Raw genomic sequence first — 22,742 nt, 5'->3', positions numbered from 1 at the left:
AAGGCGACCCACAGTCTGCGACCCCTGCGCTGCGCTGCGGGGCAAACCTGCGTCGGTGCGGTTGCGGGGTGCGCCGTGGAACTCGCTGTGCGCTGGCGCGCGCCGCTCGGACAACCACGGCGAGTCAGAGCACGAGGCATGGGCGCTGCGACGCCCATGCTCACCCCGCAACCGCACCGACGCAGGCGCAGCGATGGCCCGTGTGGATGTTGGCTCCCCCAGCCCTTCAGGATGCGCCGAGGAGCGCAGTGCGGGGGGCGGGCGTGTGCCGAAGGACACACGCCTTCGTTGACTGACTCGCGGCGGTTGTCTGAGCGGAGCGCGAAGCGCGCAGCGAGTTCCGCAGCGCGCCCCCCGCGCGAGCACCGCAGGTTGCCCCGCTCGCCCAGCGGGCGAGTGGGGACGCAGGCTGTAGGGTCGCCCTTTCTTTGGTGACTTTCTTTCGGCGACGCGAAAGAAAGTTACTCGCACGCCGGGCGACTCCCGGCCTCCGCCCTTCAACCAGGCATGCTGCCCATCAGCGAGCCTGCGAGCGCACCCAGGGTCCGACAAGCTCAACCCGACCGGGCGGGAGGTCAATTCGCGGCTCTGTAGCTTCAGCCGTCACGGCTGAGCACTGCGGCGCTCGACCATGAAATACCCCCATCACGCACTATCCGGCACCACCGCCGTCGCCTCGATCTCCACCTTCGCCCGCTCCTCCATCAACCCCGCCACCTGCACACATGCCATCGCCGGAAAATTTTTCCCCAGCACCTCGCGGTACACCGCGCCCAGCTCCTTCAACCGTGCGTTGTATTCCGTGCGGTCCACCACGTACCAGGTCAGCCGCACCAGGTGCTCGGGCCCCGCGCCGCCGGCCTCCAGCACCGCACGCACGTTCAGCAGCGTCTGCCGGGTCTGGTCGATGAAATCATCGCTCTCGAACTGCTGCTGCGCATTCCAGCCGATCTGGCCGCCGGTGAAGACCATCGTGCCGCGCGCGGCCACGCCGTTGGCGTAGCCCTTGGGGGTCACCCAGCCTTCGGGTTGCAAAAGGGTGTTCTTCATGGTGTCTTGGTCGAGGAGGGTGTGGTGGTCGTGGCGGCGACGGCGCCCTGGCGCAGCTTGAAGCGCTGCAGCTTGCCGGTCTCGGTGCGGGGCAGGGCCGTGACGAACTCCACCACGCGCGGGTACTTGAACGGGGCGATGGTCGCTTTCACATGGTCCTGCAGCGTCTTGACCATGGCCGCGTCGCCCGTGTGGCCGGGTTTGAGCACGCAGATGGCCTTGACCACCATGCCGCGCTCCTCGTCGGGCACGCCGATCACGCCGCACTCGGCCACGGCGGGGTGGCGCAGCAGGGCGTCTTCCACCTCGGGGCCGCCCACGTTGTAGCCGGCGGTGATGATCATGTCGTCGTCGCGCGCCTGGTAGAAGAAGTAGCCGTCGGCGTCCTGCGTGAACGCGTCGCCGGGATAGTTCCAGCCGTCCTTCACGTACTTGGCCTGGCGCGGGTCGTCGAGGTACTTGCAGCCCGTGGGGCCGATGACGGCGAGCTTGCCCACGGTGCCCCGTGGCACCTCATGGCCATCGTCGTCCACCACCTTGGCGGTGTAGCCGGGCACGACCTTGCCAATGGCGCCGGGGCGCGTTTCGCCGCCCGCCGACGATACAAAGATGTGGAACATCTCGGTGGCGCCGATGCCGTCCGTCATGTCGATGCCGGTGGCGTTCTTCCACAGCTGGCGCGTGGCGTCGGGCAGGCCCTCGCCGGCGCTCACGCAGATGCGCAGCTGGGGCAGGCCGATCTGTTGGGCGAACGGCGCCATCTGCCGGTAGAAGGTGGGCGCGGTGTAGCAGATGGTGACGCCCGCGTCGCGCATCAGCGTCACCATGGTCTGGGGCGTGTAGGGCTGGTCCGGGAAGTACACGCTGGCCCCGGCCCACATCGGGAACACGAGCAGGCCGCCCAGGCCGAAGGTGAAGGCCAGCGGCGGCGATCCGGCCACGATGTCGTCGGGCGTGGCGCGCAGCACGTGGCGCGGCCAGGCCTCGCAGGCGGCCAGCACATCGCGGTGGGTGTGCACGGCGGCCTTGGGCGCGCCCGTGGTGCCGGAGGTGAAGGCCATGAGCGCGATGTCGTCCGCCGCCGTGGGGCAGTGCGGTGTGGTGCCGGGTTTGTCCTGGGCGCGCTGGATGAGGTCGGCCGCGTCGGGCGCGGTGTGGAAGGGCACGATGGTGGCGAGCACCGGGTGCTGCGCCTGCGCCGCCTGCAGCTCGGCCAACAGGCGGCCATCGCACAGCGCCAGCGTGGGCTGGGCGCGCTCGATGATGCTGGCCAGTTCGCCCGCGCGCAGCAGCGGCATGGTGGCCACCGCCACCAGCCCGGCGTAGACGGTCCCCAGCCAGGCCAGCGCCATCTCCACCGTGTTGCCGCCGCGCAGCAGCACGCGGTTGCCGGGCACGAGGCCGTGGTCCTGCGTGAGCACCTCGGCGATGCGCGCGGCCTCGGTCCAGGCGTCGCGGTAGGTATATGTGCGGTGCGGGCCGCGCAGCAGGGGCCGGTCGATGTGGCCCGCGCGCTCGGCCTGATCGAACAGGGCGTGCACGAGATTGACCTGCTCGGGGATCTGCTGCTCCGGCAGGTCGTAGCGCAGCGTGGGCCAGGCCCCGGGCGGGGGCAGGCGGTCGTGCACGAAATGGTCGGGCTGGGCGGATGCGGCTTTCATGGGATCACTCCTGCAGGACGGCCTTGCCGATGATGAGTTGCTGCACTTCGGTGGCGCCTTCGTAGATGCGCAGCGAGCGGATGTCGCGGTACAGCGACTCGACCTTGCTGCCCACTTCCACGCCGCGCCCGCCGTGCAGTTGCAGCGCCATGTCGATCACGCGCTGGGCGTTTTCGGTGGCGGTCATTTTTGCCATCGCGGCTTCGGCAGTGACGCGGGCGCCTCCGCGTTTTTCGCCCTCGTCGCGCAGCCAGGCCGCGCGGTAGGTCAGCAGCGCGGCGCTGTCCACCAGCGCGGCCATTTCGCCGATCTTCGCCTGTGTGAGCTGGAAGTCCGCCAGCGTCTGGCCGAACATGCGGCGCTGGCGCGCGTGGTGCACGGCCTCGGCCAGCGCGCGGCGCGCCATGCCCAGCGCGGCGGCGGCCACCGACGCGCGAAAGATGTCGAGCGTGCGCATGGCCAGCTTGAAGCCGCCGTGCAGTTCGCCGAGCAGGGCAGTGGCGGGCACGGCGCAGTTGTCGAACTGCAGCGTGGCCAGCGGGTGCGGCGCCATCACGTGGATGTGGCGCGAGGCGTCGAGGCCCGGCGTGTCCGCATCGACGATGAAGGCGCTGATGCCGCGCGTACCGCCGGCGGGGTCGGTCTTGGCGAACACGCAGTAGAAGTCTGCAATGCCGCCGTTGCTGATCCAGGTCTTGGTGCCGGTGAGGGAATATGAGTCTTTTTGGCCGCTAGCGCTTGGTGGATAAGCGCTGGTAGCTACTGTTTGCATAGCGCCCACGTCAGACCCTGCCTCGGGCTCGCTGAGCGCGAACGCCGCGATCAGCTCGCCGCGCGCCACGCCCTGCAGGTAGTGCGCCTGCTGCGCCGGGCTGCCGGCCAGGGTGATGGCGCCGCTGCCCAGGCCCTGCATGGCGAACGCAAAGTCCGCCAGCGGCGAGTGGTAGGCCAGCGTCTCGCGCAGTAGCACCAGCGCGCGCGAGTCGAGCGCGGGCAGCGCGCCGCCCTGTGCGGCGGGCACGCAGTAGCGCAGCCAGCCGTCCGCGCCCAGGCGCCGCACCCAGTCGCGGCAGGCGGCGCGGTCGTCGGTCTCATCGACCTGCTGGGCGGCGGCCCAGGGCACCAGGCCCTCGGCCAGCGCGCGGTGGGCGTCGTCGAAGAAGGGCAGGGCCAGGTGCGCCGTCGAGGGCGGGCGGGGGGCCGGGGGGGTGGCGACGTGCATGGGCTCAATCTCCCTGGAACACAGGTTTCTGCCTGGCGGCAAACGCCTCGTAGGCGCGTCGGAAATCTTCGGTCTGCATGCAGATGGCCTGGGCCTGCGCCTCGGCCTCGATGGCCTGCTCGATGGTCATGCTCCACTCCTGGCTGAGCATGGTCTTGGTCATGCCATGGGCGAAGGTGGGGCCGCCCGCCAGCGTGCGCGCGGTGGCCTGCACGTTGGCCAGCAGGTCGGCGCTTTCATACAGGTCGTTGAAGAAGCCCCAGGCCAGACCCTCGTGCGCCGTCATCGCGCGGCCGGTGAACAGCAGCTCGCTCGCACGGCCCTGGCCGATCATGCGGGGCAGCAGCGCGCAGGCGCCCATGTCGGCACCGGCCAGGCCCACGCGGGTGAACAGGAACGCAGTCTTGGTGGCCTCGGTGCCGTAGCGCATGTCGCAGGCCAGCGCCATCATCGCGCCCGCACCGGCGCAGATGCCGTCGATGGCGCCCAGCACGGGCTGCGGGCAGGCGCGCATGGCCTTGACCAGATCGCCCGTCATGCGCGTGAACTCCAGCAGCTCGGGCATGGTCATGGTGGTCAGCGGCCCGATGATCTCGTGCACGTCGCCGCCCGAGCAGAAGTTGCCGCCCGCGCCGGTGACCACGATGGCCTTGACGTCGGTGGCGAACCGCAGCGCGTAGAAAAAATCGCGCAGCTCCGAATAGCTCTGGAAGGTGAGCGGGTTCTTGCGGTCGGGCCGGTTGAGCGTGACGGTGCCCACGCCGCCGTCGAAGCTCCACGCGAAATGCTCGGCCACGTAGCTGGCCTGGGGGTTGAACTGCTCGCGCATGGGGTTGCTTGCGCCGATGAAATGCTTCATTCCGTGGTCTCCAAAGAGTTGTTCTGGGTGTGTTCCTTGACCTTGCCCAGCAGGCGGTGCAGGGTGCTGATGTCGCGCTCGCCCAGCGTGGCGAAGGCCTCCACGATCCATTGCTCGTGCTGGCGCGCCATGTCGATGAACTGCTGGCGGCCCTGCGGCGTGAGGCGCACGAGGTACGCGCGGCGGTCGCCTTCCACGTCCATGCGCTCCACCAGCCCTTCGGCCACGAGCTGGTCGGTGATGCCGGTGATGTTGCCGCTGGTCACCATCATGCGGCGCGAGAGGTCCTTCATCTTCATGCCCTCGGGCGCGCGTTCCAGCTGCGCCATCAGGTCGAAGCGCGGCAGCGTGGTGTCGAACTGCGCGCGCAGGTGGCTGCGCACCTGTTTTTCGATGAGCTGGGTGCAGGTGAGCATGCGCAGCCACAGGCGCAGGGCCTCGGGGTGCTCGCTGGGGGCGGCGTCGTGCAGGCGGGCTTCAAGGTCCATGGCTAGCCTTCTTCCTCGGGTGCTCTGCTTTTGGTAGCTGCCTGCGCTTGATTGGCAAGCGCTGCAAGCTGTTTTTGCTTGGAAATCTCGCGCAGCATCTGGTCGCGGCCGCTGGCGTACTGCACGGGCCAGTCGGTGTGCGCGGCGGCCACGGGGCTCAGCTGCGCGGCCGCGTGCAGCGTCCAGGCCGGGTCGGCCAGGTGCGGGCGGGCAATGGCGCACAGGTCCGCACGGCCTGCGGCAATGATGCTGTTGGCGTGGTCGGCCTCGGTGATCGCGCCCACGGCCATGGTGGCGATGCCCACCTCGTTGCGGATGCGGTCGGCGAACGGGGTCTGGTACATGCGGCCGTACACCGGCCTGGCGGCGCGTGTGGTCTGGCCGGACGACACGTCGATCAGGTCGGCGCCGGCCGCCTGGAACAGGCGCGCGATCTCCACCGCGTCGTCCGGCGTGGTGCCGCCCGGCGCCCAGTCGTGGGCCGAGATGCGCACGCTCATGGGTTTGTCGGCCGGCCACACGGCGCGCACGGCGGCGAACACTTCGAGCGGGTAGCGGCAGCGGCCCTGCAGGCTACCGCCGTACTCATCCGTGCGCTGGTTGGTGATGGGGCTGATGAAGCTGGCCAGCAGGTAGCCGTGCGCGCAGTGCAACTCCAGCCAGTCGAAGCCGCAGGCCAGCGCGCGCCGGGCGCTGTCCACAAACGCGGCGGTCATCCGGTCCATGTCGGTGCGGGTCATCGCCGCAGGTGTCTGGTTCTGTTCGCCATAGGCCAGCGCGCTGGCAGCGAGCAGGGGCCAGTTGCCATGGGGCAGCGGTTCGTCCGTGCCTTCCCAGCCCACGCGCGTGGAGCCCTTGGGGCCGCTGTGGCCCAGCTGCAGGCCGATCTTGGCGGTGCTGCTGCCGTGCACGAAATGCACGATGCGCGTGAAGGCGGCCTGCTGCGCATCGTTCCACAGCCCGGTGCAGGCGGGGGTGATGCGGCCCTCGGGCGTGGGGCTGGTCATCTCCACCATCACCAGCGCCGCGCCGCCGAGTGCGCGCGCGCCCAGGTGCACCAGGTGGAAGTCCTGCGGTACGCCATCGACCGCGCTGTAGGTGGCCATGGGCGAGACGACGATGCGGTTCTTGAGGGTGACGCCCTTGAGTGTGAACGGTGTGAGCATCGGCGGCACTGCAGCCTTGCCGCCCGCCAGCCACGCTTCATAGCCCTCCAGCCATGCGGCATCGCGCAGTCGCAGGTTCTCGTGGCTGATGCGCTGGCTGCGCGTGAGGAGCGAGTACGCGAACTGCTCCACCTCCATGCCGGCGTAGCGGCCCACGTTCTCGAACCACTCGGTGGAGTTGCGCGCGGCGTTCTGGATCTTGAGCACCTCGACGCTGCGGCGCGCCTCGTAGTGGGTGAGCACCTCATCGATAGGCAGGCCCGTCGAAAATTCGTTCGCCAGGTCAATCGCGTCTTCCAGCGCGAGCTTGGTGCCGCTGCCGATGGAGAAATGCGCGGTGTGCGCCGCGTCGCCCATCAGCACGATGGGCACGCGCTTGCCGCCGATGGTCTCGCGGTGCACCCAGGTGTTGCAGATCACGCGCGGGAAGCGGATCCAGTTGGCCGAGCCGCGCAGGTGCGTAGCGTTGCTGATGAGCGCGTTGCCGTCCAGGTATTTGGCAAACAGCTTCTCGCAGAATGCAATCGCCTCGGGCTGTTCCATCTGGTCCAGGCCGTGGGCCTTCCACACGGCCTCGGGCGTCTCGATGATGAAGGTGGAGGTGTCGGCGTCGAACTGGTAGGCGTGCGCCTGGAACCAGCCGTGCTCGGTCTGCTCGAAAGCAAACGTAAAAGCATCGAGTTTTTTGTGAGTGCCCAGCCAGACGAAGCGGCACTGGCGCAGGTCGATGTCGGGCTGGTAGGTGGCGGCGTAGCGGGTGCGGATGCGGCTGTTGAGGCCATCGCTGGCGATCACCAGGTCGGCCTGGTACTGGGCGGCCAGCGCCTGGTCGTCGGCCACGTCGGTCTCGAACACCAGCTCCACGCCGACCGCGAGGCAGCGGTCCTGCAGGATGTTGAGCAGCCGCTTGCGCCCGATGCCGCAAAAGCCGTGGCCCGAGGAGCGCACGCTGCGGCCCTTGAAGAACACCTCGATGTCGTCCCAGTGGTTGAACGCATCGCCGATCAGCGCGGCCGTCGGTCCGTCGGCCGCGCGCAGGTTCTCGAGCGTCTGGTCCGACAGCACCACGCCCCAGCCAAAGGTGTCGAACGGCCGGTTGCGCTCGACCACCGTGACCCGGTGGGCAGGGTTTTGCTGCTTCATGAGCAGTGCGAAATAGAGGCCTGCGGGCCCGCCGCCAATGCAGAGGATGTTCATGTGAAAATAGTTTAGACCTAAACAAAATACTGTCAATGGGGCCTTCCCGGCGGGGGCGTGCGGGGGAGGTGTTGACGCAGTGCAGCACCCATTCAAAAATAGGCGGCATGAAGCACTTGCTGCACACCCTGGAGGGGCGGCTGGCTGCGTTGCCAGTGCCCATGGCCGTCCAGCTGCCCGCCGGGCAGCAGCTGGGCGCGTCCGAGCCCGCCGTCACGCTGCGGTTTCGCGACCGCATGGCGCTGGTGGCCCTGGCGATGGGCGAGATCGGCAACGTGGGCGCGGCCATCGTCGAGGGCCGCGTGGCGCTGGAGGGCGGCATGCGCGACCTGATGGCCGCCGCGGCGGGCCTGCTCACCCGCGACCCGGCCCGCGAGCAGCACAGCGGCTGGTGGCGCAGGGTGCTGGCGCGGGCACGGTCCATGGCGGCGCACACGGTGGCCCGCGATGCCCGCCAGGTGCAGTTCCACTATGACCTCTCGGACGACTTCTACGCGCTCTGGCTCGACCCGCGGCGCGTCTATTCGTGCGCCTATTTCCGGGATGCGGGCATGTCGCTGGCCCAGGCCCAGGAGGCCAAGCTGGACCACATCTGCCGCAAGCTGCGCCTGGCGCCCGGCGAGCGGTTCCTGGACATCGGCGCCGGCTGGGGCGGCCTGCTGCTGTGGGCCGCGGAGCACTACGGCGTGGATGCCACGGGCATCACGCTGTCGCGCAACCAGCACGCGCATGTGCAGCAGCTCATCGAGGCGCGGGGGCTGCAGGGCCGTGTGCGGATGCAGCTGTGCGACTACCGCGAGCTGCAGGCGGACCGGCCCTTCGACAAGGTGGCGTCCGTGGGCATGTTCGAGCATGTGGGCCGCGCGCAGATGGAACGCTACTTTGCCACCGTGGCCCGGCTGCTGCGCCCGGGGGGCCTGCTGATGAACCACGGCATCACGGCGGGCGCGGTGGACAACGCGCAGCTCGGCGCGGGCATGGGCGACTTCATCGAGCAGTACATCTTCCCCGGGGGGGAGCTGATCCATGTGAGCGCCGTGCTGCACGACATGGCCCGGGCGGGCCTGGAAATGGTGGACACCGAGAACCTGCGCCCCCACTACGCGCGCACCCTGTGGGCGTGGTCCGACGGGCTGGAGGCCCGCCTGCCCGCGGCGCGCGAGGTGCTGGCCGCGCAGTCCGGCGCCGAGCAGGGCGACAAGGTGCTGCGTGCCTACCGCCTGTACCTGGCGGGCAGCGCGCTGGGGTTCGAGCGCGGCTGGATGGCGCTGCACCAGATGCTGGCCACCAAGCCCGACGGCCAGATGGCGGCCGGGGCCCTGGCCGGCGCACAATCGGACTATCCGTTCACGCGCGACTACATGTACAACCGCTGAACCGGAGCGGCCCGCAAACGCCTGTCCACCATCGCCGTGCCGGGTTTGCCGGCCGCTTCAAGCCCTACCGAGGAATACGTTTCACCATGCTCTACAAATTCAAGTCCCGCGCTGCCGCCGATCTGATCATGCTGGAGCCGCAAGGGCGGCAGATCGTGACCATCATGGGCAAGACACCCGGTGCGAGCGGCATCGTGACGGCGGCGCAGATCCCGGGCGCCATCGCGGCGCTCGAGGCCGCCGTGGCGGCGGAGGAAACGCTGCCCCCGCCCGAGGACGCCAGCGACGACGCCGTGGCCGAGGAGCGCGCCGACACGGTGCGCCTGCGCCAGCGGGTGGCGCCGTTCATCGAGATGCTCAAGCGCAGCGCGGCGGCGGACGTGGACGTGGTCTGGGGCGTGTAGCACCGCATGAATGGCGGCGTGGCCGCGCGGGAGTGGCGGCGCGCCAGAGCGGGCTCCCGCTGTCCGCCCTGCCGGGCCCCTGTGCGGGCCGGGTGCCATGCCCTCCTGCGCTTTCCTTGTTTCACCATCCATCATGATCCACGACCCTTCGCCGCTGGCCGTCGTGCAGGCGCAACTCGATGCCTACAACGCCAGGGACATCGAGGCCCTGCTGGCCACTTACGCCGCCGATGCGCAGCAGCATGTGCTCCATGGAGAACGGCTCGCGCACGGGCATGCTGAAATGCGGCCGCGCTTTCTGGCGCGTTTTGCCGAGCCCGACCTGCATGCGCGGCTGGTGTCGCGCACGGTGATGGGCGGCGTAGTGGTGGACCTCGAACTGATCACGCGCAATTTCCCGGAGGGGCTGGGCACCCTGGAGATGCTCTGCGTCTACGAGGTGGCTCAGGGGCGGATCCAGCGGGCCTCGTTCGCCCAGGGCGAGAAGCGCTTGCTGGCCGCGCCCTCGGCGCCACCGTGACTTGACCGGCAGGCGGCTGCGCCGGGGGCCTGCCGCCGGCGTGGCGGGTCAGTCGACCTTCGCTCCCGAGGTCTTCACCACCTGCGCCCACTTCTTGTGCTCGCTGTCGATGTGCCTGGCGAAGTCCGCCGGCGTGTTGCCGCCCGGGATCGCGCCCTGCGCCACGAGCCGTTCCTTCATCGCGGGCGTGGCCAGCGACCTGGCGACTTCCTGCTGGATGCGGTGGACGATGTCGGGGGGCGTGCCCGCGGGAGCCAGCAGGCCGAACCAGGAACTGGCCTCGTAGCCCTTGAGCGCGGGGCCGCCCGCCTGCTCCACCGTGGGCACGTCGGGCAGAGCGCTGGAGCGCTCCGAGCTTGTTACGGCCAGCGCGGTGAGCTTGCCCGCCTTGATCTGTGCCATGGACGAGGGCAGGTTGTCGAACATCACGTCCGCATTGCCCGCCACCATGTCCATGAGGGCCGGGCCCGATCCGCGGTAGGGCAGGTGCAGCATGAAGGTGCCCGTCATGCTCTTGAACAGCTCGCCCGCCAGGTGGATGGACGTGCCGTTGCCGCTGGAGGCCATGTTCATCTTGCCGGGGCTGGCCTTGGCCACGCGGATGAAGTCCTGCACGTTGTGGATGCCCTGGGCCTTGGCCTTGTCGGCATTCATCACCATCACGTTGGGCACGGCGGCCACCAGGGTGATGGGCACGAAGTCCTTGATGGGGTCGTACGGCAGCTTGGCGTACAGCGCGCGGTTGATGCCGTGCGTGCCCACGGTGCCCATGAGCAGGGTGTAGCCGTCGCCGGGGGATTTCGCCACGATCTCGGCGCCCACGTTGCCGCCCGCGCCCGCGCGGTTGTCCACGATGAACTGCTGGCCGAACGCGCGCGAGAGTTCGGGGGCCATCGCGCGGGCCAGGATGTCGGTGGTGCCGCCGGGCGCGAAGGGCACGACGATGCGCACGGGCTTGGTGGGCCAGCCCCCCGCGGCGGGCGTGGCCTGGGCGTGGGCGGAGCCCGGCGCGAGCAGGGTGGCGGCCGCCGCGATGGCCATGGCGCCCAGCGCGCTCAGGGTGAATGCGAACGCCAGGGCCTCGCGGCGGCTGCGCGCCGGGGCGCGGGGCTGGGAGGTGCTGCGCGCAAGGTGGTGGTGGTGGGCTTGTCGATGTTGCGCCATGGGCGGGCTTTCGTTGTGAGGGAGGATCTGCCGGCAAGAGAATGCCACGGTGGTCCCCTTTTTACGCGGGCCGGCATGCCGGGGTTCACATGGATTACCCGGAGCGCGGCGGCGTGCGGCGGCCCGTGGCGGCGCGGGCAGGAAAAAAGCCACCAGGCCCCGGGGGGCGTGGTGGCTTGCCTGCTTCCTTCAATCCTTCAAGCAATCCTGAGCACCGCAGCCCGCAGGGTCGCGGGCTGGGGGCGCAGGTGCCGATCAGTCCGCGTAGGAGCCCGCGGCCTTGATGGCGGCGCCGAATTTCTCGGTTTCGGACAGCACGAACTTCTTGTGCTCGGCGGGTTCGACGCGCTTGTCGGTGGCCACCACGGCGCCCAGGCCTTCCTGCTTCTTGATGAACTCAGGGTCCTTCAGGGCCACCTTGAGGGCTTCGTTGATCTTGGTCAGCACCGGTGCAGGCGTGCCCTTGGGCGCGTACAGGCCGTGCCAGATGGTCACGTTGAAGTCCTTCACGCCGGATTCGGCCAGCGTGGGCAGGTCCTTGAGGGCGGGCGTCGTCAGGCGCTTGGAGGTGGTCACGGCGTAGGCCTTGACCTTCTTGGCCTCGATCTGCGAGGTGGTGTTGGTCGTCTGGTCGCACAGCAGGTCGATCTGGCCGCCGATCAGGTCGGTGATGGCGGGCGCGGTGCCCTTGTAGGGCACAGCCGTCATGTCGACCTGCACGGCGCTCTGGAAGATCAGGCCGCACAGGTGCGAGGCCGAGCCCTGGCCTGCATTGCCCAGGTTGATCTTGCCCTTGTTCTGCTGCAGCCAGCCAGCCAGTTCCTTGTAGTTGTTCGCGGGCATCGAGGGACGCGCGATGAGCGTCATGGGCACGTCGTTGATGATGCCCAGGTACTCGAAGTCATTGGCCACGTTGAAGGCCAGCTTGCGGTACATGGTGGGCATGGTGGCCATGCTCACGTGGTTCAGCAGCAGGGTGTAGCCATCGGGTGCGGCCCGCGCCACCTTGGCGGAGCCGATGGTGCTGCCTGCGCCGGCGGAGTTGTCCACCACCACGCTGATGCCGCCCAGGGGCTTGCGGATGGCTTCGGCCAGGTCGCGTGCCACGCGGTCGGTGGGGCCGCCCGCGGCGTAGGGGACCACGATCGTGATCGTCTTGTCCTTGGCGGGGAACTCCTGGGCGCTGGCGCCGAAAGCGGTGGCTGCGGCGGCAGCGATCAGTGCGAGTTTCAGCATCTTTTTCATGGTCTCTCCTGTGAATGACGGGCCATGATAGCGAGGGGGGTTTACGGGAACATTGCGGATATTACGTAGCCCGCCTGGGGCAGGGGCTTTAAGTGAAAAAGGCCTGCAGCGCCCGTCAATAAAGCGCTAAATGCTATAAAAAAAGGAGTATTGATTAGGGTAAACACTGCGGTGACCCGCCGTGCCAAGTGGGCATTTCTTGCGTTGCCGCAAACTGCAGGTGGTCCAGTGACCGGGTGCCTGTCTGTCTGCCTGCACGCTTGCACCGCACCGCTTCAGTCCTCTGCGCTCGATACCGGCGCAGGCCAGGCGGGAGGCGCCGAGCAAGGGCCGCCCCGCAGCGAGGGGGCCGTCCCCTCGGGGGAAGGCGCCGAAGGCGACGCAGGCGGCTACTTGTAACTCCGCGCGTCCTCGATCACCTTGCCGTCGTTGGGCAGGGTGCCCGGGGCCACCATCTGCACATCGCCGCGCAGCTTGGTCACCTCGCGGATGGCGTCGCCCAGCTGGCGCGCCAGGCCCTCGGCGGTTTCGCTGGTCTCCACCTGCAGCACCATCTGGTCGTTGGCCATCTCGCCGCTGACCACCAGCCGCGCGCGCAGCACCTGCGGAAAGCGCCGCGCGATGGTGGCCACCTGGCCGGGGTGCACGAACATGCCGCGCACCTTGGTGGTCTGGTCGGCGCGGCCCATCCAGCCCTTGATGCGGGTGTTGGTCCGGCCCGTGGGGCAGTCGCCGGGCAGCACGGCCGACAGGTCGCCGGTGCCAAAGCGGATCAGCGGGTAGTCGGGGTTGAGCGTGGTGACGACCAGCTCGCCCACCTCGCCCTCGGGCACGGGGTCGCCGGTGCCGGGGCGCACGATCTCCACGATCACGCCTTCATCGAGCACCAGGCCCTCGCGCGCGCTGGTCTCGTAGGCGATCAGCCCCAGGTCGGCCGTGGCGTAGCACTGGTAGCCGCTGATGCCGCGCTCGGCGAACCAGTCGCGCAGCGAGGGGGGGAACGCCTCGCCCGAGACCAGCGCCTTGGTCACGCTGGGCAGCGCGATGCCCATTTCCGCGGCCTTCTCGACAATGATCTTGAGGAAGCTGGGGGTGCCGATGTAGCCCGCTGGCCGCAATTCGGCCATGGCCTGCACCTGCTGCTCGGTCTGCCCCGTGCCGCCCGGAAACACGGTGCAGCCCAGCGCATGGGCGCCGGTTTCCATCATCGAGCCCGCGGGCACGAAGTGGTAGCTGAAGCTGTTGTGGATCAGCTCGCCGCTGCGAAAACCCACGGCATGGATGGCCCGCGCCATGCGCCAGTAGTCGCGGCGCGTGCCCTCGGGCTCGTAGATGGTGCCGGGGCTGGCGAATACGCGGGTCATGCCGGGGCCAAAGCCCAGCGCGCTGAACCCGCCGAACACGTTGGCGGCGCGGCCCGCCTGCTGGCGCTCCAGCAGCTCGTACTTGCGCGTGACGGGCAGCTGCGCCAGCGCAGCGCGGCTGGTGACGGCGGCGGCATCCACGCCCGCCAGGATGCCGGCAAACGCGGGCGATGCCTGCTGGGCATGGGCGATCTGCCGCGGCAGCGCGGCCATCAGGGCCGCTTCGCGCTCTGCGGGGCTGCGGGTTTCCAGGGCGTCATAGAACGTGCTCATGCCTGGTGTTCCTTGTGAAGTGGTTTGAAGTGAAATTCGCCTCTAGCGCTTGTCCATCAATCGCAATCAGCTATGAATTTGGGAGTGGATTCATCCGTGGTCTCAGAAAGTGCGCTGCTCCCGCCAGCGCACCCGTGGAACTGGCTTCGCCAGGCCACCGGGTGCGTCCCCCTGAGGGGGAAGGCGCGCCAGCGCCTCAGGGGGCACGTCAAGCCAGCCAGCGCTTGCGCCGCTTGTAGCTCTTCACATCCTTGAAGCTCTTGCGCTCACCACCGCCCACGCCCAGGTAGAACTCCTTGACGTCCTCGTTGCTGGCCAGGTCGCTGGCGGCGCCGTCCATCACCACGCGGCCGCTTTCCATGATGTAGCCGTAGTCCGAGTACTTGAGCGCCATGTTGGTGTTCTGCTCGGCCAGCAGGAAGGTGACCTTTTCCTTGGTGTTCAGGTCCTTGACGATGTTGAACACCTCTTCCACGATCTGCGGTGCCAGGCCCATGGAGGGCTCGTCGAGCAGCACCATGCTGGGGTTGGCCATGAGCGCGCGGCCGATGGCGCACATCTGCTGCTCGCCGCCCGACGTGTACGCCGCCTGCGAGGTGCGGCGCGTCTTCAGGCGCGGAAAGTAGTTGTAGACCTTCTCCAGGTTGGCCGCGATCTCGGCCTTGCTGGTACGGGTGTAGCTGCCCGTCATCAGGTTCTCTTCGATCGTCAGGTGGGCGAAGCAGTGGCGCCCCTCCATCACCTGCACCACGCCGCGCTGCACCAGGTCGGCGGGCGAGAGGTTCTCGATGCGCTCGCCACGCAGCTCGATGCTGCCCTTGGTGACCTCGCCGCGTTCGCCCTTGAGCAAATTGGAGATGGCGCGCAGCGTGGTTGTCTTGCCCGCCCCGTTGCCCCCCAGGATGGCCACGATGCTGCCTTCGCGCACCTGCAGCGAGACGCCCTTGAGCACGAGGATCACGTGGTTGTAGATGACCTCGATGCCGTTGACGTTGAGAACGATGTTGCTGTTGGAGTCCATGGTCTTGCCTTCCTGTGCCAATCCAAAAAGCTGCTGCACAACCCTTTGGATTGGCGGCTGCCAAAGAGGCAACCGCTGTTCACTGGCCCTTGAAACGGTCGCTGCCCAGGCCAGGGCCACCGCGCAAGGGCCGCCCCGCCGCGCTAGTGGCGTCCCCCTTCCCGCAGCGCGAAGCGCTAAGAGAGAAGGGGGAAGGCGCGTCAGCGCCTCAGGGGGATGGTCCGAATCAAGACTGGCAGTCCGCCGCATCCCGGCGCGTCATCTTCTTGTCGGCCAGGTACTTGTCGGCGCCCGCCTTGATCATGGGCTTGAGGATCTGCTCATCGGCCTGGTACCAGTCGGACGAGAAGTTCCACTTGGCGCCATCCCAGGTGTGCACGCGGGCCCAGGTGGAGCCCATGTGGTCGGCGCAGCTCGTGGACAGGGGGCGCATCACGCCGCCAAAGCCCATGGCGTCGAGCTTCTTCTGGTCCAGGGCCAGGTTCTCCATGCCCCAGCGCACCTGCTCGCCGGTCATGACCTTGCCCTTGCCGAAACGCTCCTGCGCGCGGCGCACCGATTCCACGGCCAGCATCTGGATGATCACGCCGCGGGTGTACAGCACCGAGCCCACTTCGTCCTTGGGTCCCGTGCCCTGGCCCTTGTCGTGCACGTTCTTCAGGATGTCCTGGATCACCTTGGGCTGCTGGCCCGAGGTGTTCAAGGCCAGCGCGTTGTAGCCCTTGGCGCCTTCGCCCACGTCACGCACGTCCGGCTCGGCGCCAGCCCACCACACGCCATACATCTTGTCGCGCGGATAGCCGGTGGCCTGTGCTTCCTTGAGGGCGGTGGAGTTCATCACGCCCCAGCCCCACAGCAGCACGTAGTCGGGGCGGCTCTGGCGCACCTGCAGCCAGGTGGCTTTCTGCTCCACGCCGGGCGCGGTCACGGGCAGCATCTGCAGCTCGAAGCCATGCATCTTGGAGCGTTCCTGCAGCAGCGGGATCGGCTCCTTGCCGAACGGGCTGTCGTGGTACACCAGGGCGATCTTCTTGCCCTTGAGCTTGTCCATGCCGCCCGCGGCCTTGCCGATGTGCTGGATCAGGATGTCGGCGCCGGTCCAGTAGCTGCCCATGAAGGGGAAGTTCCATTTGAACGCCTGGCCGTCCTGCGCCACCGACAGGCCGTAGCCCAGCGTCATCAGCGGGATCTTGTCCACGGGGGCCTTCTCGGTCAGCGCGAAGGTGATGCCGGTGGCCTGCGGGTCGAACAGCGACACGCCGGGGCGCCCCTTCAGGCGCTCGTAGCACTCCACGCCACGGTCGGTGGCGTAGCCGGTTTCGCATTCTTCAAAGGTGAGCTTCACGCCGTTGATGCCGCCGTCGCGGGCGTTGATCATCTTGATGTAGTCCTGCTTGCCGTTGGCCCATGGCACGCCGTTGGGCGCGTAGGGGCCGGTGCGGTACGACAGCAGCGGGAAGAACTGCTCCTTGGCTTGTGCGAAGGCACTGGTGGTGATGGTCGACGCACCGGCGGCGACCACGGCAGCGGCGATCACGAGTTTCGAAAGCTTCATGGATGTCTCCTTTGGATGAATGTGTTGAAGCACGGGGAAGAAACCGACGGATTCAAGGGCTGCGAGCTTTGCACTGGCATGCACGAGGCCAGCGCCACCGTGGAACTGGCTTTGCCAGGCCACCGGTGGCGTCCCCCTCCCGAAGGAGAGGGGGAAGGCGCGAAGCGAATCGGGGGGTGCATATCAATCAATGCGGGAAGGGCCACAGGCGCAGCTTCTGCTTGGCGGTGGACCACAGCTTGGCCAAGCCATGCGGCTCCACGATCAGGAACCACACGATCAGCGCGCCGAAGATCATCAGCTCGGCGTGCGAGACACCGGCGGTGGACACCTCGATGCCGAACAGGCCCATGAAGGCTGGCAGGAACTGGTTGAGCACGATGGGCAGCACCACGATGAAGGCGGCGCCAAAGAACCCCCCGGAGATGGAGCCCAGGCCGCCGATGATCACCATGAACAGGAGGCGGAACGAGATTTCCACCGAGAAGGCCGCGGGCTCCCACGCGCCCAGGTGCACGAAGGCCCACAGCGCGCCGGCCATGCCCACGATGAAGGAGCTCACGGCGAAGGCGCTGAGCTTGGCGTACATGGGGCGGATGCCGATCACGGCCGCCGCCACGTCCATGTCGCGGATGGCCATCCATTCGCGGCCGATGGCGCCACGCACCAGGTTCTTGGCCAGCAGGGCCACGACGACCAGCAGGGCCAGGCAGAACAGGTACTTGCTGGTGGCGCTCTCGATGGGCAGGCCGAAGACCTGCAGGTTGTTCACCGACACCGAGCCCGAGTCCGAGTTGTTGGTGAACCACTTGATGCGCAGGAACATCCAGTCGGAGAAGAACTGCGCGGCCAGGGTGGCCACCGCCAGGTACAGGCCCTTGACGCGCAGGCTGGGCAGCCCGAACAGGATGCCGAAGAACGTGGCGCACAGGCCGCCCAGGATCAGCGCCGGAATCAGCGGCATGCCCGGAAAGCGCACGAAGAAGTTGTAGGCGCCATAGGCCCCCACCGCCATGAACGCGCCCGAGCCCAGCGAGATCTGGCCGCAGTAGCCCACGAGGATGTTCACCCCCAGGGCCGCCAGCGCCATGATGACGAAGGGAATCAGGATGGCGCGGAAGATGTAGTCGCTGGCCAGCATGGGCACGACCAGGAAGGCGACGGCCAGCAGCAGCGCGATGGCGATGCGGTCCTGCGCGATGGGGAAGATCTGCTGGTCGGCGCGGTAGCTGGTCTTGAACTGGCCGTTTTCGCGGTAGAGCATGGAAGTTTCCTGTTCTTGTTGTTATGGGTTACACGCGGTCGATGATCTTCTCCCCGAACAAACCTTGCGGTCTGAACAGAAGGAACACCAGCGCCAGCACATACGCGAACCAGATCTCGATGCCCCCGCCCACGAACGGGCCCAGGTACACCTCGGACAGCTTCTCGCCCACGCCGATGATCAGCCCGCCGATGATGGCGCCGGGCACGGACGTGAGGCCGCCCAGGATCACCACCGGCAGCGCTCGCAGCGCCACCGTGGTCAGCGAGAACTGCACCCCGAGCTTGCTGCCCCAGATCATCCCGGCCACCAGAGCCACGACGCCGGCCACGCACCATACGATCACCCAGATGCGGTTGAGCGGAATGCCGATGGATTGCGCGGCCTGGTGGTCGTCCGCCACGGCGCGCAGGGCGCGGCCGGTGGACGTCTTCTGGAAGAACACCGACAGCAGCGCCACCAGTGCGGCGGCGATGGCGGCGGCGATCACGTCTTCCTTGTTCACCAGGATGCCGCCCTGGAAGAGGCTGTCCAGCATGAAGATCGGGTCCTTGGGCATGCCCACGTCGATCTTGTAGATGTCGCTGCCAAACAGCGTCTGGCCCAGGCCTTCCATGAAGTAGGTGATGCCCAGCGTGGCCATGAGCAGCGTGGCGCCTTCCTGGTTCACCAGGTGGCGCAGCACCAGCTTCTCGATCAGCCAGGCCACCACGAACATGATGGCGCCCGCGATCACGAAGGCCGCGAGGTTGGCCACGATGGGGCTGCTGATGCCCGTCCACTTGGGAATCCACTCGGCAAAGCGGGCCATGGCCAGCGCGGCGAACAGCACCATCGCGCCCTGCGCGAAGTTGAAGACGCCCGATGCCTTGTAGATCAGCACGAAGCCCAGCGCCACCAGCGAATACAGCATGCCGGCCATGAGGCCGCCGATCAGTGTTTCGAGAAAGAATGCCATTGTTTTTTTCTCCCGCCCTTAGTGGCTCGTGCCCAGATAGGCACTGATCACGTCTTCGTTGTTGCGCACTTCGTCGGGGCTGCCGTCGCCGATCTTCTTGCCGTAGTCGAGCACCACCACCCGGTCGCTGATGTCCATCACCACGCCCATGTCGTGCTCGATGAGCACGATGGTGGTGCCGAACTCGTCGTTCACGTCGAGGATGAAGCGGCACATGTCCTGCTTCTCTTCCACGTTCATGCCGGCCATGGGCTCGTCGAGCAGCAGCACCTGGGGCTCCATGGCCAGGGCCCGGCCCAGGTCCACGCGCTTTTGCAGGCCGTAGGGCAGCTGGCCCACGGGGGTCTTGCGGAAGGCCTGGATTTCCAGGAAGTCGATGATGTGCTCGACGTATTCGCGGTGGCGGATCTCCTCGCGCTCGGCCGGGCCGATGCGCAGCGCCTGCATCAGCAGGTTGCTTTTGATCTTGAGGTTGCGCCCGGTCATGATGTTGTCGATCACGCTCATGCCCTTGAACAGCGCCAGGTTCTGGAACGTGCGCGCCACGCCCATCTCGGCCACCTGGCGCGAGTTCATGTGCGAGAAGGTCTTGCCGCGGAAGGTGATGGAGCCGTCCTGCGGCGTGTACACGCCGTTGATGCAGTTGAGCATGGAGCTCTTGCCCGCGCCGTTGGGGCCGATGATGGCGCGGATCTCGTGCTCCTTGACGTTGAACGAGATGTCCGTCAGCGCCTTCACACCGCCAAACCGCAGGCTGATGTTCTTGACGTCGAGGATGACGTCACCGATCTTCTTTTTGGTCATGGATTGAATGCCTGGACTCAATGGGTGGGGTGCGGGGTCATGCGGCCTTTTTCACCGGCGCGAAGGTCTTGGTGTCCGACAGCTTCAGGGTGGCGCTCACGCTGCCGGTACGGCCGTCCTCGAACTTGACCTGGGTCTCGATGTACTGCTCGGTGCGGCCCGCGTAGAGAGCGTCCACGAGCACGCCGTATTTCTCGGCGATGAAGCCGCGGCGGACCTTGTTGGTGCGCGTGAGCTCGCCGTCGTCGGCATCGAGTTCCTTGTGCAGCACCAGGAAGCGGCTGACCTGGCTGCCCGCCAGCATGGAATCGGTGGCGAGGTCGGCGTTGACCTTCTCGACGCACTCGCGGATCAGCTCGTACACGTCGGGCTTTTGCGCCAGGTCGGTGTAGCCCGCGTAGGGCAGGTTGCGGCGCTCGGCCCAGTTGCCCACGGCGTCGAAGTCGATGTTGACCATCACGCACACCTTCTCGCGGCCGTCGCCCAGGGCGACGACTTCCTTGATGTGCGGGAAGAACTTGAGCTTGTTCTCCACGTACTTGGGCGCGAACATGGCGCCGTCGTTGGCGCCGCCCTTGATGCGGCCCACGTCCTTGACGCGGTCGATGATCTTCAAGTGGCCCTGCGCGTCGAGGAAGCCCGCGTCGCTCGTGTGGTACCAGCCGTCGGCCGTGAGCACCTCGGCCGTGGCCTTGGGGTTCTTGTAGTACTCCTTGAGCAGGCCGGCGGACTTGACCAGGATCTCGCCGTTGTCGGCGACCTTGATCTCCACGCCCCGGATGGGCACGCCCACGGTGTCGGCGCGCGCCTGGTTGTCGGGCTGCAGGCACACGAACACGGCGGTCTCGGTGGAGCCGTACAGCTGCTTCAAGTTGATGCCGATGGAGCGGTAGAAGGTGAACAGGTCGGGCCCGATGGCCTCGCCCGCCGTGTAGGCCACGCGCACGCGGCTGAAACCCAGGTTGTTGCGCAGCGGGCCGTACACCAGCAGGTTGCCCAGGGCGTACTTGATGCGGTCGAGCGTGCCCACCGGCAGGCCGTCCATGAGCGCGGGGCCCACGCGCTGGGCCACGGCCATGCAGGCCTGGAACATCTTGCGCTTGAGGGTGCCCGCGTCTTCCATGCGGATCATCACGCTGGTGAGCAGGCCTTCGAAGATGCGTGGTGGCGCGAAGTAGTAGGTGGGGCCCACTTCCTTCAGGTCGATGGTCACGGTGCTGGCCGACTCGGGGCAGTTCACCACGTAGCCGCAAGCCAGCCACTGCGCGTAGCTGAAGATGTTCTGGCCGATCCAGGCCGGGGGCAGGTAGGCCAGCACCTCTTCGCTGCTGGTGAGCTTGTCGAACTCGGCGCCCGCGGATGCGCGGTCCAGCAGCGTGCTGTGGGTGTGCACCACGCCCTTGGGGTTGCCCGTGGTGCCCGAGGTGAAGAACATCGCCGCCACATCGTCGGGCTGGGCCTTGGCCACCTCGGCGCGGAACCACTGGGGGTTCCTGGCGGCATGCGCCTTGCCCGCCTTGATCAGCGAGTCCAGCGACGCGAGGCCTTCTTCCTCGTAGTTGCGCAGGCCGCGCGGATCGTCAAAGAAGATGTTCGAGATCTGCGGGCACTGCGCGCGGATCTCGAGCAGCTTGTCGACCTGTTCCTGGTCTTCCACCAGGCAAAAGCGCACCTCGGCGTTGTTCAGGGGGAAGATGCATTCGGCGCCCACGGCGTCCTGGTACAGGGGCACCGGAATGGCGCCCAGCGATTGCGCCGCGAGCATGGTGGCATACAGGCGGGGGCGGTTGGCGCCGATCACCACCATGTGCTCGTGGCGCTGCAGGCCCGCCAGGTGCAGGCCGGCCGCCACCTGTTCCACCAGGCGCACCAGGTCGGCCCAGCTGTGGGTCTGCCAGATGCCGTATTCTTTTTCGCGCAGCGCCGGCGCGTCGGGGCGCTCGGCGGCATGCTTGAGCAGCAATTGCGGGAACGTGGTCTTCATTCCGGTTCCTAAAAGTAAGAGGTGTCGGCCCGGGGGCTGCCGGGGCGCGGCTGGGTGCCTTGTGGCAGCGCGTTGGGTCCAATGCTAGGACCCACTTTGACGCCATCTTGTCTTGCCGACGACAATTTACGGGAAACTACTCGGTGGGTGAAACCCTGCCTCCCTGTCCGGGCAGGCCCCGCGCTGTGCCCGGGTACGGCCGGGGGTCGTTTCATGGCGGGGCGGTATCCTCACGGCATGTACGCCCCGTTTTTCGGTCTTCAGCATCCCCCGTTTTCCATAGCACCGGACCCGCGCTACCTGTTCATGAGCGAGCGGCACCGCGAGGCGCTGGCGCACCTCCTGTATGGGCTGGACGCGGGCGGCGGCTTCGTGCTGCTCACCGGCGAGGTGGGCACGGGCAAGACCACGGTGTGCCGCTGTTTCCTGGAGCAGATTCCGGCGAACTGCAACGTGGCCTACATCTTCAATCCCAAGCTCACCGTGGGCGAGCTGCTGCGTTCCATCTGCGACGAGTTCGGCGTGCCGCACAAGCCGGCCGTGCCGGGGGTGGAGACGGTCAAGGACTGCATCGACCCGCTCAACGCGTCGCTGCTGGCCGCGCACGCCTCGGGGCGCAACAACGTGCTCATCATCGACGAGGCACAGAACCTCGCGGCCGACGTGCTGGAGCAGTTGCGCCTGCTCACCAACCTGGAGACCAGCGAGCGCAAGCTGCTGCAGATCATTCTCATCGGCCAGCCCGAGCTGCGCGCCATGGTGGCGCGGCCTTCGATGGAGCAGCTGGCCCAGCGCGTGATCGCGCGCTTTCACCTGGACGCCCTGACCCCGCAGGAGACGCAGCAGTACATCGCGCACCGCCTCGCCGTGGCCGGGCTCAACGGGCCGATCCCGTTCGAGCGGCGCGCCATCCAGCGCGTGCATGCGCTCTCCCACGGCGTGCCCCGGCGCATCAACCTGCTGTGCGACCGGGCGCTGCTCGGCGCCTACGCGGCGGGGGCGCGCCAGGTCACCAGGGCCATCGTCAACCGCGCCGCGCGCGAAGTGTTCGACGCACCGGCATCGGCCGCCGCGGCGCGCAGCGCGCGGCCACCGCTGCCACGCTGGGCGTCCACGGGCCTGGGCGCCGTGGCGGGTGCCGTGGCCGTGGCGGCCGCGGGCTGGGCG

19 protein-coding genes are annotated in these 22,742 nt (G+C 67.8%); 4 read left to right on the top strand and 15 right to left on the bottom strand.

The window, feature by feature from the left end; genetic code table 11:
- Positions 1 to 645 precede the first annotated feature (645 nt).
- Genes KW843_RS21735 through KW843_RS21710 form a run of 6 tightly spaced genes read right to left on the bottom strand, consistent with a single transcriptional unit; the run spans position 646 to position 7,643 of the window.
- The gene (locus tag KW843_RS21735; RefSeq protein WP_218297246.1) at positions 646 to 1,050 is read right to left on the bottom strand and encodes a RidA family protein; all 405 of its coding nucleotides are present in this window, start codon (positions 1,048 to 1,050) and stop codon (positions 646 to 648) included.
- A complete protein-coding gene (locus KW843_RS21730) occupies positions 1,047 to 2,711 on the bottom strand; it encodes an AMP-binding protein (protein WP_218297245.1) in 1,665 nt (554 codons plus the stop codon). Before KW843_RS21730 ends, KW843_RS21735 begins: the two co-directional genes overlap by 4 nt.
- A 4-nt stretch (positions 2,712 to 2,715) precedes the next feature.
- Positions 2,716 to 3,933 (bottom strand): acyl-CoA dehydrogenase family protein, encoded by a 1,218-nt coding sequence (locus KW843_RS21725; protein WP_218297244.1) that lies wholly within the window; start codon positions 3,931 to 3,933, stop codon positions 2,716 to 2,718.
- Positions 3,934 to 3,937: 4 nt separating this feature from the next.
- Entirely contained in the window at positions 3,938 to 4,792 is an 855-nt protein-coding gene (locus KW843_RS21720) for an enoyl-CoA hydratase family protein (RefSeq protein WP_218297243.1), read from the bottom strand.
- Positions 4,789 to 5,280 carry a MarR family winged helix-turn-helix transcriptional regulator gene (locus tag KW843_RS21715; RefSeq protein ID WP_218297242.1) on the bottom strand — a complete coding sequence of 164 codons (492 nt, stop codon included), beginning with the start codon at positions 5,278 to 5,280 and terminating at the stop codon, positions 4,789 to 4,791. Before KW843_RS21715 ends, KW843_RS21720 begins: the two co-directional genes overlap by 4 nt.
- Positions 5,281 to 5,282: 2 nt before the next feature.
- Positions 5,283 to 7,643 carry a bifunctional salicylyl-CoA 5-hydroxylase/oxidoreductase gene (locus KW843_RS21710; RefSeq protein WP_218297241.1) on the bottom strand — a complete coding sequence of 787 codons (2,361 nt, stop codon included), beginning with the start codon at positions 7,641 to 7,643 and terminating at the stop codon, positions 5,283 to 5,285.
- A gap of 107 nt (positions 7,644 to 7,750) precedes the next feature.
- Between KW843_RS21710 and KW843_RS21705 the strand changes: the two genes are divergently transcribed.
- From KW843_RS21705 to KW843_RS21695, 3 genes are all read left to right on the top strand, one after another.
- Positions 7,751 to 9,019 carry a class I SAM-dependent methyltransferase gene (locus KW843_RS21705; RefSeq protein ID WP_218297240.1) on the top strand — a complete coding sequence of 423 codons (1,269 nt, stop codon included), beginning with the start codon at positions 7,751 to 7,753 and terminating at the stop codon, positions 9,017 to 9,019.
- Between the two features lie 86 nt (positions 9,020 to 9,105).
- Positions 9,106 to 9,423 (top strand): DUF1840 domain-containing protein, encoded by a 318-nt coding sequence (locus KW843_RS21700; RefSeq protein ID WP_218297239.1) that lies wholly within the window; start codon positions 9,106 to 9,108, stop codon positions 9,421 to 9,423.
- Between the two features lie 133 nt (positions 9,424 to 9,556).
- Positions 9,557 to 9,943, top strand: coding sequence for a nuclear transport factor 2 family protein (locus KW843_RS21695; protein WP_255594863.1), 387 nt, complete (start codon positions 9,557 to 9,559; stop codon positions 9,941 to 9,943).
- 48 nt (positions 9,944 to 9,991) lie between these two features.
- Here KW843_RS21695 and KW843_RS21690 read toward each other — a convergent pair whose 3' ends face one another.
- The 9 genes from KW843_RS21690 to KW843_RS21650 form a co-directional block, all read right to left on the bottom strand.
- The gene (locus KW843_RS21690; RefSeq protein ID WP_218297390.1) at positions 9,992 to 10,984 is read right to left on the bottom strand and encodes a tripartite tricarboxylate transporter substrate binding protein; all 993 of its coding nucleotides are present in this window, start codon (positions 10,982 to 10,984) and stop codon (positions 9,992 to 9,994) included.
- 378 nt (positions 10,985 to 11,362) lie between these two features.
- A complete protein-coding gene (locus KW843_RS21685) occupies positions 11,363 to 12,352 on the bottom strand; it encodes a tripartite tricarboxylate transporter substrate-binding protein (RefSeq protein ID WP_218297238.1) in 990 nt (329 codons plus the stop codon).
- A 389-nt stretch (positions 12,353 to 12,741) separates the two neighbouring features.
- Positions 12,742 to 13,989 carry a phenylacetate--CoA ligase family protein gene (locus tag KW843_RS21680; RefSeq protein ID WP_218297237.1) on the bottom strand — a complete coding sequence of 416 codons (1,248 nt, stop codon included), beginning with the start codon at positions 13,987 to 13,989 and terminating at the stop codon, positions 12,742 to 12,744.
- Positions 13,990 to 14,197: 208 nt separating this feature from the next.
- A complete protein-coding gene (locus KW843_RS21675; protein WP_218297236.1) occupies positions 14,198 to 15,010 on the bottom strand; it encodes an ABC transporter ATP-binding protein in 813 nt (270 codons plus the stop codon).
- A 226-nt stretch (positions 15,011 to 15,236) separates the two neighbouring features.
- On the bottom strand, positions 15,237 to 16,565 hold the full coding sequence (locus KW843_RS21670; RefSeq protein ID WP_218297235.1) for an ABC transporter substrate-binding protein: 1,329 nt from the start codon (positions 16,563 to 16,565) through the stop codon (positions 15,237 to 15,239).
- Positions 16,566 to 16,752: 187 nt separating this feature from the next.
- Complete coding sequence (locus KW843_RS21665; protein ID WP_218297234.1) at positions 16,753 to 17,829, bottom strand: branched-chain amino acid ABC transporter permease; 1,077 nt, start codon at positions 17,827 to 17,829, stop codon at positions 16,753 to 16,755.
- Between the two features lie 28 nt (positions 17,830 to 17,857).
- The gene (locus KW843_RS21660) at positions 17,858 to 18,787 is read right to left on the bottom strand and encodes a branched-chain amino acid ABC transporter permease (RefSeq protein ID WP_218297233.1); all 930 of its coding nucleotides are present in this window, start codon (positions 18,785 to 18,787) and stop codon (positions 17,858 to 17,860) included.
- A gap of 18 nt (positions 18,788 to 18,805) precedes the next feature.
- Positions 18,806 to 19,591, bottom strand: coding sequence for an ABC transporter ATP-binding protein (locus tag KW843_RS21655; RefSeq protein WP_055400027.1), 786 nt, complete (start codon positions 19,589 to 19,591; stop codon positions 18,806 to 18,808).
- Positions 19,592 to 19,628: 37 nt separating this feature from the next.
- Positions 19,629 to 21,575, bottom strand: coding sequence for a long-chain fatty acid--CoA ligase (locus KW843_RS21650; RefSeq protein ID WP_218297232.1), 1,947 nt, complete (start codon positions 21,573 to 21,575; stop codon positions 19,629 to 19,631).
- Positions 21,576 to 21,812: 237 nt separating this feature from the next.
- Here KW843_RS21650 and KW843_RS21645 point away from each other — a divergent pair.
- Positions 21,813 to 22,742 (top strand): ExeA family protein (locus tag KW843_RS21645; protein WP_218297231.1); only part of this gene is annotated, 930 nt, incomplete at its 3' end.

The organism is Acidovorax sp. sif1233, assembly GCF_019218755.1.
In the GTDB taxonomy this organism is placed as follows: Bacteria; Pseudomonadota; Gammaproteobacteria; order Burkholderiales; family Burkholderiaceae_C; genus Acidovorax.
The sequence above is the reverse complement of the archived record's forward strand: the minus strand, read 5'-3'. Positions and strand labels throughout refer to the sequence as shown.